This window comes from Rhodococcus ruber NBRC 15591 (assembly GCF_001894945.1).
GTDB classification, from domain to species: Bacteria; Actinomycetota; Actinomycetes; order Mycobacteriales; family Mycobacteriaceae; genus Rhodococcus; species Rhodococcus ruber.
In genome coordinates this window covers 15,885-28,257 of sequence record NZ_BCXE01000038.1, presented here as the reverse complement: position 1 = coordinate 28,257, position 12,373 = coordinate 15,885, and the positions used below count along the sequence as shown (strand labels likewise).

Annotated in this window: 11 protein-coding genes; 4 read left to right on the top strand and 7 right to left on the bottom strand. The window is 71.0% G+C overall.

Features of this window, described 5'->3' with window-relative positions; translation table 11 throughout:
- Window positions 1-13 precede the first annotated feature (13 nt).
- Window positions 14-1,561: a SpoIID/LytB domain-containing protein gene (locus tag RR3_RS22875; protein WP_082170430.1), complete on the bottom strand. Its 1,548-nt coding sequence runs from the start codon at window positions 1,559-1,561 to the stop codon at window positions 14-16.
- Between the two features lie 326 nt (window positions 1,562-1,887).
- Between RR3_RS22875 and RR3_RS22870 the strand changes: the two genes are divergently transcribed.
- Window positions 1,888-3,978: an N-acetylmuramoyl-L-alanine amidase gene (locus tag RR3_RS22870; protein WP_072786569.1), complete on the top strand. Its 2,091-nt coding sequence runs from the start codon at window positions 1,888-1,890 to the stop codon at window positions 3,976-3,978.
- Window positions 3,979-3,990: 12 nt separating this feature from the next.
- Here RR3_RS22870 and RR3_RS22865 read toward each other — a convergent pair whose 3' ends face one another.
- Together RR3_RS22865 and RR3_RS22860 are read right to left on the bottom strand one after the other, a co-directional pair.
- Window positions 3,991-4,812: a Cof-type HAD-IIB family hydrolase gene (locus RR3_RS22865; RefSeq protein WP_010596206.1), complete on the bottom strand. Its 822-nt coding sequence runs from the start codon at window positions 4,810-4,812 to the stop codon at window positions 3,991-3,993.
- A 62-nt stretch (window positions 4,813-4,874) separates the two neighbouring features.
- Window positions 4,875-5,636, bottom strand: a complete 762-nt coding sequence (locus RR3_RS22860; protein ID WP_010596207.1) for a lysophospholipid acyltransferase family protein — start codon at window positions 5,634-5,636, stop codon at window positions 4,875-4,877.
- 174 nt (window positions 5,637-5,810) lie between these two features.
- Between RR3_RS22860 and RR3_RS22855 the strand changes: the two genes are divergently transcribed.
- A complete protein-coding gene (locus RR3_RS22855) occupies window positions 5,811-7,361 on the top strand; it encodes an MBL fold metallo-hydrolase (protein WP_010596208.1) in 1,551 nt (516 codons plus the stop codon).
- A gap of 29 nt (window positions 7,362-7,390) precedes the next feature.
- Here RR3_RS22855 and RR3_RS22850 read toward each other — a convergent pair whose 3' ends face one another.
- Together RR3_RS22850 and RR3_RS22845 are read right to left on the bottom strand one after the other, a co-directional pair.
- Window positions 7,391-8,365, bottom strand: coding sequence for a membrane protein (locus tag RR3_RS22850; protein WP_010596209.1), 975 nt, complete (start codon window positions 8,363-8,365; stop codon window positions 7,391-7,393).
- A gap of 11 nt (window positions 8,366-8,376) precedes the next feature.
- Entirely contained in the window at window positions 8,377-9,555 is a 1,179-nt protein-coding gene (locus RR3_RS22845; protein WP_048774114.1) for an MFS transporter, read from the bottom strand.
- Between the two features lie 162 nt (window positions 9,556-9,717).
- On the opposite strand from RR3_RS22845, the gene RR3_RS22840 reads away from it, so the two are divergent.
- The gene (locus tag RR3_RS22840; RefSeq protein WP_371851047.1) at window positions 9,718-10,137 is read left to right on the top strand and encodes a PaaI family thioesterase; all 420 of its coding nucleotides are present in this window, start codon (window positions 9,718-9,720) and stop codon (window positions 10,135-10,137) included.
- A gap of 31 nt (window positions 10,138-10,168) precedes the next feature.
- Window positions 10,169-10,561 (top strand): DUF6841 family protein, encoded by a 393-nt coding sequence (locus tag RR3_RS22835; protein WP_072786567.1) that lies wholly within the window; start codon window positions 10,169-10,171, stop codon window positions 10,559-10,561.
- A 102-nt stretch (window positions 10,562-10,663) separates the two neighbouring features.
- Here the strand turns inward: RR3_RS22835 and serS are convergent, their stop codons facing one another.
- Window positions 10,664-11,926 carry a serine--tRNA ligase gene (gene serS / locus RR3_RS22830; RefSeq protein ID WP_010596214.1) on the bottom strand — a complete coding sequence of 421 codons (1,263 nt, stop codon included), beginning with the start codon at window positions 11,924-11,926 and terminating at the stop codon, window positions 10,664-10,666.
- Window positions 11,927-11,968: 42 nt separating this feature from the next.
- Window positions 11,969-12,358: an ankyrin repeat domain-containing protein gene (locus tag RR3_RS22825; RefSeq protein WP_017681157.1), complete on the bottom strand. Its 390-nt coding sequence runs from the start codon at window positions 12,356-12,358 to the stop codon at window positions 11,969-11,971.
- Between the last annotated feature and the right edge of the window lie 15 nt (window positions 12,359-12,373).

Sequence of the window (12,373 nt, the reverse complement as noted above, 5' to 3'; positions counted from 1 at the left end):
ACGAAACCAGGTGCTACTCGGCGCTTCCCGTCCCGGGCAGCCACTCGCGCATGATGCTCGAGTCGATCACCTGCGCGCCGAGGTCGGGGGTCCAGACGATGATGCCGCCGGTGAAGACGCGGAACTTGCCGCGTTCGTCGGGCAGCATCAGCTCCGGTCCGACCGGGGTGCCCAGGGCCCCGTCGTGCCCGCCGAGCTCGAGGTACTTCTCCTCGATGGGCGAGCCATGACCGGTCTCGAAGGGTTCGTCGCCGACCTCGGGACCGGGCTCGGGCGCGGGAGTGGACGGCGGAACCGCGGCCTCCGCACCCTCCTGGACGGTGAACCAGTCGGAGCGCAGCCCCAGTTTGGCGCGCGCCTCGGCACCCGTGGTCTCGACCGTGCGGTCGGCACCGACGATGCGGACGTGGGTGACGCGGCCGCCGTCGGCCCCGAGGTTGTTGCGGCCGACGATCTCGAACGCCTGCAGTTCGCCGACCCCGAAGGCCGTGCCGATCTCCCCCGCGGTCATCGTCTCGGCCCACTGCCGGTTGGGAGCGACGGCGTCCCCGAGGTCCTCCACGGAGGGGAAGGTGCCACCGGCCGAGTAGCCGCCCGTCGAGGCCGAGAACTCGCTGGCGACGACCTTGCCGTCCGTCATCAGGACGGTGCCGCGGGTCGAGTTCACCGCCTCGTTCGTGCGGGGGTCCTCCTTGCTCGACCCCGCATACACCTGGCAGTTCTGGCTGTCGCACGTCTGCCACAGCGGCGAGCGGTTCTCCGCCGCGGCGTAGGAGCGGGCGGCGATGGCCTGCGCGCGCAGCGCCTCGGCCCCGCCGGTGTCGGCCCAGCTGGGCAGCGACTCGGCCGGGACGACGCTGAGCAGGTAGTCCTCCATCGACAGCCGGTTGACGGTGCGCGGCGCCGCGCCGTCGAGGACGACACCGAGCGAGCCGCGGTAGGGGGCGCTGTTGCCGCAGAGCTTGAGGTGTTCGGCGACGGGCCGGCCCTCACCCATGTCGACGGGGTCGACCCACGGCAGGTCGGCGCGGCCCTGCCACAGCACCTCGCCGGAACAGCCGGCGGTGACGACGACGTCCGCTCCCCCGTCCGCGGTGGGCGTCAGGTGGGCGGCCTCCCCGGGCCCGGTCTGCCGGCCGGCGACGGTCATCCCGGTGTCGGAGTAGACGTCGAGGGGCGCGTCGTCCTGCCCGACGAGCCGGACCGCGATCATGGTGTTCTCGGGCAGAGCGCCGAGGGTGGTGCCGCCGTAGTAGTGGCCGAGGATGCGATCGGCGGACCAGCCGTGCTGCGAGGCGTAGCCGTAGGCACCCCACTGGCCCATGCCGCGACCGTGACCGTGACCGAAGCCCACGAAGGTGAACGGGGTGTCGGCGGCGACGGCCTGCGCCACGTCGGGTTCGGCGGTGCGCACGTGCATCACCCCGCCGATCGCGGCGCCGATGAGCAGCGCGGGGGCGAGGCCGATCGCCGCGGCGCGGGCCGTGGCGGGCCGCCAGCCGTTGCGGAGGGGGTGTCCGACGACGAGACGCCGCCGGCGATGGGTCCGGCGGATGGACATTCGTGGCATGCGCTGCACTCCCTCGTTCTCGCACCGTGTGCCGCCCGGACGCAGGTCCGCGCGTATCGGACATTCGAGACGGATCCTCAAGCTCAGGTTGAGGCTTAAGGTTGTCTGCGACTAGTGTGGCAAGAGTGACTGAATGAAGCAACAACAGCCACAGCAGTAACACCAGAATCACAAGTTGCACACGATTCTCGGCCGTTCCGCACGTCGGGTCGTCCGGATGACGGAGGATTCGGTTCGATTCGAGCCGGCTCCTCGGCCTCGGCCGAGCGCCGCCCGGCCGCCGAGGACCGCCGCGAACACCGACAGGGAGAAGCACCGTGCCGCATCGCCGACCGAAGCCGTCGATCGTCCTGGGTGCCGTCGCCGCCCTGGCCGTCGCCAGCCCATTCGCCGTCTACGGCGTCACGAGCACCACATCGGACGTCCGCACCACCAACGAGTCCGTCCCCACCGTCGTACCGCCCGAGATCGCGGAGGTCGTGCTCGCATCCGTGCCGGACATCGTGATCCCGATCCACGAACTCACCGGCCTGAACCTGCCCGATCTGAGCCTGAGGGAACTCGCCGCGGGGCTGCCGGAGATCGCCGCGCCCGCCCCGTCGACCACCCCGGCGCCGGCCCCCGCGGCCGCGGACGTCGTCGACCGCATCGGAGCGACCGTCAAGCAGCTCACCAGGGACGCCCCGTTCAGCATGATCGCGCTGGCCGCCAAGGACGTCGCCGACACCGACGCGCGCATCCGGGCCCAGCGGGAGGACGGCAGCTGGGGGCCGTGGACGGCCACCGAACCGATCGACACGAGCCGCGACGACCAGACGCCCGACGAGCGGGCTGGCACCGAACCGATCTACGTCGGCGCCACGAAGGTCGTGCAGGTCCTGCTCACCCCGCGCCCGAAACCTGAACCGACACTCGCCGGCGCCGAGATCCCCGCGCCGGCCCCGGCACCCGCACCGGCCCCCGCTCCCGCCCAGCCGGAGCTGGGCTATGCGCCCGCGTCGTCGTCACGGCCCCTGCACGCCCAGGAACCCGCCGCCACCGAGGACGTCAGCGCCGTGCTCATCGACCCGGGGTCGAGCAGCGCCGACGCCGCGCTCGACGACATCGCCGGTCCGGTCGGAGGGTCCGGGCCGAAGGTGATCACCCGAGCGCAGTGGGGTGCCGACGAGTCCATCCGCTGTCAGGACGCCACCTACGACGACTCGCTCGGCGGAGCCACCGTGCACCACACCGCCGGCAGCAACGACTACTCCAAGGCCGAATCGGCGGAGATCGTGCGCGCCATCTACGCCTACCACGCGCAGACCCTGGGTTGGTGCGACGTCGGCTACAACGTGCTCGTCGACCGATACGGGCAGATCTTCGAGGGCCGCGCCGGCGGCCTGGACAAGCCCGTGCAGGGCGCGCACGCCGGCGGCTTCAACGAGAACACCGTCGGCATCGCGATGATGGGCGACTTCTCCAACGTCGAGCCTCCGAAGGCCGCGGTCGACGCGGTGGGCCGCTTCCTCGGCTGGCGGCTCGCGAAGGCGGGGCTCGACCCCGAGGGCGAGACCACCATGTACTCGGAGGGCACGTCCTTCACCCCGTACCCGCAGGGCGCGGCCGTCGACCTGCCGATCATCTTCGCGCACCGCGACGTCGGCAACACCAGCTGCCCCGGCGACTCCGGCTACGCGAAGATGGACGAGATCCGCGACATCGCCGCGGCCACCGCCGCCGGACAGAGCACCACGCCGTCCGAGCCCAGCGACGACTCGTCCGACCTCGTCACCGACAACCCGCGCGCACAGGTGCCCGACGTCGACGCGGGGGCTCCGGCCACCGGCTCGGCGGACCGCCTGCCAGACACCGGCTCGGCGGACCGCCTGCCAGACACCGGCTCGGCCGAGAAGGTCGCGGACCTCGTCGGCGAGCTGATCCGGCTCACCGACAACTCGCCGCTGGCCCAGAAGTGGATCGCCGAGGGCGGCGAGACCGGCCGTCTGGGGGCCGCTGTGTCCGGCATCCTGCCCGCCAAGGCAGGGTACGAACGCGCCGAGTTCGTCAACGGCGCCATCTACACCTCGCCGAACGGTGGTGTGTGGACGGTGCTCGGCGAGATCTACAAGACGTGGCAGCGCAGCGGCCTCGACGCGGGTGAACTCGGCCTGCCGACCAGCGACGAGTACCGCGTCCCGGACGGCTGGCGCTCGGACTTCGAGTTCGGCTCGCTGATCTTCAACGAGCTCACCGGCGCGGTGACGAAGGTGCTGCGCGCCTACAACGACGCGTACGAACAGGCACAGACCCCGGCCGCCGCGCCGGCCCCCGAGGCCCCGGCTCCGGCCCCCCAGGCTCCGGCCCCCCAGGCCCCGGCTCCCGAGGCCCTGGCACCGGAAGCGCCGGCCCCCGCTCCGGCGCCCTGACCGATCGATCCGTCACCGCCACCAGCGCTCGAGGATGCGGGCCACCCCGTCCTCGGTGTTGGTGGCGGTGACCTCGTCCGCGGCCGCCTTCGCGTCCGGATGCGCGTTCTCCACCGCGACCCCGTGCCGCGCCATCGACAACATCGGAATGTCGTTGGGCATGTCCCCGAACGCGACGATCCCGTCGGCGGCCACCCCGAGGTGTTCGGCCATCAGATGCAGGCCCGACGCCTTGGTCACCCCGGAGGCGGAGATCTCGATCAGGCCGTTGTCCGTGGAATAGGTGACGTCCACCATGCCGCACAGCCGCGGAGCCAGCGCCTCGGCCATCTCGTGGCTCGTCGCCGACGCCAACCGGATCAGCAGCTTCACCGCCGGCTCGGCGATCACCTCGTGGTCGGCGAGCTCGGTGTTGTCCGGATTCAGCCACGCATGCTCGTAGCCGGGGGCGCTGACGAACTGCGGTGTCGCGGCGTCGTGGGCGCTCGCCCCGATCCGCTCGGCGGCCAGACCGCAGCCGGGCAGCACACTGTTGGCGACGTCGGCGACCCAGGCCAGTTCGTCCGCGGACAGCACGGCGGCGCTGAGAACGCGGTCGGCGGCACTGTCGTAGAGCACCGCACCGTTGGCACACACCGCCAGGGGCGCGAAGCCGAGTTGCTCGACCACCGGCGGGATCCATCGCGGGGGACGACCGGTGGCCAGGACGAACGGCGTCCCGGAGGACACCACGGCCTGTACTGCCGCGCGGGTCCGGTCCGAGACGCGCTCCTCGTCGTCGATGAGGGTGCCGTCGACGTCGGTGGCAACCAGGCTCGGCAGATCTCGTCTCACTTCGCCATTGTGCCGGTCCGCCACGGCGCGGCGCATCCGGGAGTCACCGCGCCGTAGGGCCGTCACCCGTCGGTGCCGGCATCCTTCTGCGCGCGGCGGGCCTTGCGTGCGGCGGTGTCGGCGTCGTCGAGCGCGGTGGCCTCCGCGAGCGTCGGAGCGGTGCCGCCGAGCCGCACGGGCACCCAGTAGGCACCGGGCTCGTGCACGTAGCTGCTCTGCAACTCCCGCAGCATGCTTTCCATCCTGCTGTGCAACTCCGCAGTCAGCTCCGACGCCGACTCGTACGGCCGGATGGGCTCGCCCACCGCGATGGAGATGGGCGTCTTCGTGCGGCCGAGCCGCTTCGGGTGGCCCTTGGTCCACACCCGCTGCGACCCCCACAGGACGACCGGGATGATCGGGACGTTCGCCTCGATCGCCATCCGCGCGGCACCGGTCTTGAAGCCCTTGATCTCGAAGCTGCGGCTGATCGTGGCCTCGGGGAACACGCCGACCAGCTCACCGGCCCGCAACGCGTCGACGGCGGCGCGGTAGGAGTCGGCGCCGTCGGCCCGGTCGACGGGGATGTGCTTCATCGCCCGCATCAGGGGACCGGAGATCTTGTGGTCGAAGACCTCCTTCTTCGCCATGAACCGGATGTAGCGCTTGGAGGTGCGGGCGGGCAGGCCCGCGTAGGTGAAGTCCATGTAGCCGACGTGGTTCATGGCGATCACCGCGCCACCGACGGCGGGGATGTTCTCGGCGCCGGTGACGGTGAACTTCAGTCCCTGCGCGGCGAAGACGGTCCGGGCGAGGCCGATGACGGTCCGGTAGAAGGGTTCCACAGTCGGTCAGAGTAGCCGGATCGGCGCCCGCGGGCTTCGCCCGATGTCCGCGGGCCCGCCCGATTCGGGATCAACGGCCCGTATCCGGCCCGGGTTCACCGCCTGGGCGAGGCGCCCCACCGGCGTCCCCCTACCCTTGGGGGTACGTCGGTCAGCACGTCAGGAGGCAACGAAGTGCAGATCACCAGCGTCGGACACGCCGGGTTCCACATTCAGACCGAAGCGGGATCGATCCTGTGCGACCCGTGGGTCAACCCCGCGTACTTCGCGTCGTGGTTCCCCTTCCCGGACAACACGCAGCTGGACTGGGGTGCGCTCGGCGACGTCGACTACCTGTACGTCTCGCACCTGCACAAGGATCACTTCGACCCGGAGAACCTGAGCAAGCACGTCCGCAAGGACGCGACGGTGCTGCTGCCCGACTTCCCGGTCCCGGACCTGCGTCGCGAGCTCGAGAAGCTCGGGTTCACGAAGTTCCTCGAGACGACCGATTCCGTCAAGCACACCGTCAGCGGGCCCGAGGGCGACCTGGACGTGATGATCATCGCCCTGCGCGCACCCGCGGACGGACCGATCGGCGACTCCGGTCTCGTCGTCTCGGACGGCGAGACCACGGTGTTCAACATGAACGACGCCCGCCCGGTCGAGATGGACACGATGCTCGAGTCCTTCGGGAAGATCGACGTCCACCTGCTGCAGTACTCGGGCGCGATCTGGTACCCGATGGTCTACGACATCCCCAAGCGCACCAAGGCGAACTTCGGCAAGCAGAAGCGCCAGCGCGGCATGGACCGCTGCCGCAGCTACATCGACCAGGTCGGGGCGACGTGGGTGGTCCCGTCGGCCGGTCCGCCGGTGTTCCTCGACCCGGCGCTGCGCCACCTCAACGACGACCACGGCGACGAGGGCAACATCTTCCCCGACCAGATGGTCTTCCTCGAGCAGATGCGCCTGCACGGCAACGACGGTGGCGTGCTGATGATCCCCGGCTCGGTCCTCGACGTGCACGGCAGCGAGTCGATGACGCTGACCCATCCGATCCCCGACGCCGACGTCGAGAAGATCTTCACCGACAAGGCCGCGTACATCGAGGAGATGGCCCAGCGCCTGGCCCCGGTGCTCGAGGCCGAGAAGGCGACGTGGGCCCCGGCCGAGGGTGAGCCGCTGCTCGGTCCGCTCAAGGCGAAGTTCGAGCCGATCATGGCGCAGTCCGATCTGATCTGCGACGGCATCGGCTACCCCGTCGGCCTGGTGATGGGCGACGAGACGGTCGTGCTGGACTTCCCCAAGCGGGTCGTCCGCGAACCCATCGAGGGAGAAGGCAAGTACCGCTACGGTTTCCGCATTCCTCCGGAGCTGGTGCGCACGGTCCTGCGCGACGACGAGCCGGACTGGGTGAACACCATCTTCCTGTCGACCCGATTCGAGGCGTGGCGGGTGGGCGGCTACAACGAATTCCTGTACACGTTCTTCAAGTGCCTCACCGACGAGCGGATCGCCTACGCGGACGGCTGGTTCGCCGAAGCCCACGACGATTCCGCGTCGATCGAGCTGGGCGGCTTCGAGATCCAGCGCCGCTGCCCGCACCTGAAGGCGGATCTGTCGAAGTTCGGCGTCGTCGAGGGCACCAGCCTCACCTGCAACCTGCACGGCTGGCAGTGGGACCTCGTCACCGGTCGCTGCAAGACCTCCCGCGGTCACGAGCTGCGCTCCCGCAAGCTCTGACCCCTCGCGCCGCGTGTGGTGACCGAATGTCACATCGGGTCGATGCGATCGAAGCGATGTGACATTCGGCCACGACCCAGGGCGGGGACGGCGAGCACCAGCGCCCCCGACGCGACGAGCGCGAACGGCCACCACTGCCGCTCCCCGGTCGTCGCCCCCGTCGTCACGACGTCGGGCGACGAGGCGGCCGGCGACTTCGGCAGCGCGGCCGTCGCCTCCCGCACGTTGTCGGAGACTCCCTCGATCACCCCGGTGACCGGACCCACGCCGGCCACGAGCTGCCCGGTGCCGTCGACGAGTTGCCGGCCGCCGTCGTCGAGGAGCATCAGTCCGTCGCGCAGCTGCCGCGAGCCGTCGGCAGCCTGCATCATGCCGGCGACGAACTGCGCGTTCGGGTCACTCAATTCGTAGGCGAGCTGCCGCGCACCGCCGCGCAACTGCTCGAGCTGCGCGAGCGTCTCCGGCCCGAGCCCCTCGCTGTCCAGCCGGCCGACGAGCCCGTCGAGCCGGGCGGCGGCCTCCTGGGACACCGCGTCGGGCGAGCGCCGCAGGGTGCCGGCGACGGCCGTCAGCTGCTCGGTGACGCCCGCCTGCATCTCCCCGAAACCGGCGAGCCGGTCGACGACCTCGTCGACGCCGCCGCTGACCTGGGTCGCACCGTCGCCGAGCAGGTCCACCCCGCCCTGCAGCTGCCCGAGCCCGTCGGCGAGTTGCTGCCCGCCGGCACTGGCCTGCGCGAGTCCGTCGGCGAGCTGGTGAGCACCGTCGTCGAGCTGCCGGCTGCCGTCGGTGAGCTGCCCGATTCCGCCGCCGAGCAGAGCGAGCGGCAGTCCGGCCTGCTGCAGGTTGTCGCGGGTGTCGGTGAGCGGGTCGCCGGTCGACGGGGGCGGCGCCTCGGTCGTCGTCGCGACGGTGGGCGCATGGGCGTAGGCGAGGGCACTGCCGGTGCCGATCAGGCCGAGACCGGCGGCGACGAACAGGACGGGAAGGAGACTGGCACGCACGGCGGAGGACCCTAGTCCGGCGATCTGAGAGAGCTCTGAGACGGCGGCAGCCACCGCACCGCGGCGGCGGCCAGGCCGAGCAGCGGCACCGCCCATGCCGCGAGCACCGCCGACAGCGGCAGCCATACCGTTCCCAGCGCGAATCCGGCGTAGACCGCCACGGACACGACCTCGCCGACGACGCCCGACACCGACGTCACGGTCGCGCGGGCGGTTCCGCTCATGGTGTCCTGCATCCGCGCCTCGGCGACGATCATCGCGTTGTTCAGGGCGCCGTAGCCGATCCCGATCGCCACGAAGCCCGCCACTCCGCCGAGCGCGGCCCCCGTTGCCAGCAGCAGGCCACCGACGGCGATCACCGCACCCATCGCGCGGCCGGTCGTCGCCGCGGTGCGACCGGCGGTCGCGGCGCCGAGCACCTGTCCCGCCACGGTGATCGCCACCAGCGCCGGCGCCGCGGACGTGCTCGCCCCGCCCTCGCGCGCGAGCAGCGCGAAGTACTCCTCGAAGGCGAGGCACGCCGACAGCAGCGCCGCGAGCAGCACCGCGCGGCGGACGCCGGCGCTGCGGCGCGCCTCGGCCGTCCCGGCATGCAGCACCGCGCGGTAGCGAGTTGCGAAACTGCCCGGAACGAAACCGGTCTCGTCCGCCGAGGTGTCGCGGGGTGCGGACGGCAGGGCGAGCACGAGCAACCCGTTGGCGACGGTGATCCCCACCGACAGCCATCCGACGAGCGGATAGCCGCCGAGCGCGAACAGCGGTGCGGCCGACAGCGTCGCGACGAGAACGCACATCGTCTCACCGGCGTTCGCATAGCCCAGCACCGCCGGGAACCGGTGTGCCGCACCGCGGGCGGACAGTTCGTCGTACACCAGGGCCTCGAAGGTCCCGGACTTCAGCGATTCGCTGATCCCCCACGCCACGAAGCCGGCCGCGAACCCCCAGTAGCCGGGGAACAGCAGCCAGAGGGCGAAGCCCGCGGTGAACAGGGCCGAGCTGAGCAGCAGCAGACCGCGGCGGGACACCGTGTCGGCCCACGCGCCCGACGGCACCTCCGCGACGAACGCGACGACGGACCACAGCACGAACAGCGACGAGATCTCACCCGTGCCGAGGCCGTGGTCCTCGAAGAGCAGGGCGTACACGCCGTAGAGCGGCACGAGTTCACGGGTGGCCGCATACGCCACCACCCGGAAGGTCGGAGCGGAGCCGGATCAACATCGATGTCGCATGGCTCCAGCGTGGCACGCGCGGACGGGTTTGTCACCGCGCGATACGGTCGGCAGGTGACCGAACGCCAGCGCACCTACACGTGGGACGACCCCGCCCCGACGTCCGCCGCGAACCGCGACATGCACGGCCTCGACTTCCTGCGCGGACTGATCGACGGCTCCATCCCGCACCATCCGACGTCGCGCACCCTCGGCTTCCGGGTGACCGAGGCCCGGGAGGGCTGGGTGGAGGTGAGCATGGAGCCGCAGGAGTTCCACGCCAACGCGGTGGGCAGCATGCACGGCGGGGTGATCGCGACGATGTTCGACACCGCCATGGGCTTCAGCGTGTCGAGCACGCTCGAGGCCGGTGTCGGATACACGACGCTGGACCTGCAGGTGCGGTATCTGCGCGGCATCCAGGCGGGCAGCGGCGTCGTGCGCGTGCACGGCATCTGCGAGTACAGCGGCCGTCGCACCGCGACCGCCCGCGGGGAGGCCCGCGACGAGAACGACCGGTTGCTCGCGACCGCGTCGACCACGTGCCTGATTCTGCGCTGACAACCGTCGCCGGACCTGCACACTGAAGAACATGAGCGTGGAACGCACCGCACTGGACCGCTTCTTCACCCTCTACGGGGAGGCACTCGCCGGGTTCGACGCCGAGGCCTCGGCCGCGCTGTGGGGGGAGCCGGGCACGATCCTCACCGATTCGTTCGCCGGATCGCTGCCGACCCGGAAGGAGATCACCGAGGCCCTCGCGCAGAGCAACCAGACCTACCGGGAGCACGGTCTCGCCGCTGTGGGGCACGAGTTGCTCGACCTCTCCCCGGTCACCGAGAAGATCGTGCGGGCCCGGGTGCGCTGGTCCTTCCGGGATGCGAACGACAGTGTGATGGGCACGAGCGACTACGAGTACCTGCTGCGCGACGATCCGGAGGGCCTGCACGCGTACGTGGCCGTCGGCTGCGACCCGGGCAGCTGAGCCCACCCGCCCCGCCCTCCGTGGCCGAATGTCACATCGCGTCGATCGATCGACGCGATGTGACATTCGGCCACCACCACCACCCACACGCAGGGGGACGGCTCACGCGGGCGGTTCGAGCACCTCACGCCCGACGAACGGCACGAGCGCCGACGGGACGCGCACGGACCCGTCGGCCTGCTGGTGGTTCTCGAGGATCGCGACGAGCCAGCGGGTGGTGGCGAGGGTGCCGTTGAGGGTGGCGGCGATCTGCGGCTTGCCGTTCTCGTCGCGGTACCGGACGCCGAGGCGACGAGCCTGGAAGGTGGTGCAGTTCGAGGTGGAGGTCAGCTCCCGGTAGCGCTCCTGGGTGGGCACCCATGCCTCGCAGTCGAACTTGCGGGCCGCCGACGAGCCGAGGTCGCCGCCGGCGACGTCGATGACCCGGTACGGCACCTCGATCGCGGCGAGCATGTCGCGCTCCCACGCGAGCAGCCGCTGGTGCTCGGCGACGGCGTCCTCGGGCTTGCAGTAGACGAACATCTCGACCTTGTCGAACTGGTGGACCCGGATGATGCCGCGGGTGTCCTTGCCGTAGCTGCCGGCCTCGCGGCGGAAGCACGACGACCAGCCCGCGTACCGCTTCGGGCCGCCCGACAGGTCGAGGATCTCGCCGGAGTGGTAACCGGCGAGCGGCACCTCCGATGTGCCGACGAGGTACAGGTCGTCGTCGGCGAGGTGGTAGATCTCGTCGGCGTGGGCACCGAGAAAGCCGGTGCCCTGCATGATCTCCGGGCGCACGAGCACCGGGGGGATCATCATCTGGAAGCCGTTGGCGACGGCCCGCTGGGCCGCGAGCTGCAGCATGCCGAGCTGCAGCAGCGCGCCGTAACCGGTGAGGAAGTAGAACCGGGCGCCGGAGACCTTCGCACCCCGTTCCATGTCGATCAGCCCGAGGGACTCCCCGAGGGCCAGATGGTCCTTCGGTTCGAAGTCGAAGGTGGGCAGCTCGCCGACGGTCTCGAGAGTGACGAAGTCGTCCTCCCCGCCCGCGGGAGCGCCCTCCTGCACGATGTTGGAGATCGCCATGTGCGCGCGCCCCAGCGCCTCCTCGGCGGCGTGCTGCTCGGCCTCGAGCTTCTTGACGTTCGCGGCGAGTTCCTTCGCGCCCTCGAGCAGCGCGGGCCGTTCCTCCGGGGAGGCCTGCCCGACCTTCTTGCCCAGTGCCTTCTGCTCGGCACGGATGTTGTCGCCGGCCAGCACCGCAGCGCGGCGGGCGGCGTCGGCCTCGAGCAGCGCGTCGACGAGACCGGGGTCCTCGCCTCGGGTGCGCTGCGAGGCACGGACGACGTCGGGATTCTCGCGGAGGAACTTGAGGTCGATCACGAGGTCACAGCCTACTCGGCGACGCCCCGGGCCGAGGCCGGCCTACTGCGCCCACAGCTGCAGGCAGTCCTCGCGTTCGAACATCTTCGCCGAGTCCACGGCGCTCGGATGCCCGGCGTGCGGGTCGGCTCCGGCCTCGGTGAGCACCCGCACGACGTCGATCGCCCCCTTGAACACCGCGCCCGCGATGGGCGACTGCCCGCGGTCGTTGAGCCGGTCGACGTCGGCGCCCCGTTCGATCAGGGCCCGCACCGCGTCGGCGTGGCCGTGGTAGGACGCCAGCATGAGCAGGGTGTCGCCCTTCTCGTTGCACAGGTTCACCGGCACTCCGGCGTCGATGTAGGCGGCGAGGGTCTCGACGTGCCCGGCGCGGGCGGCATCGAACAGTCGCTGCGCGATCTCCTGGACTTCGGGATCGATGGGCTCCGTCATGCCCACCGAAGTTAC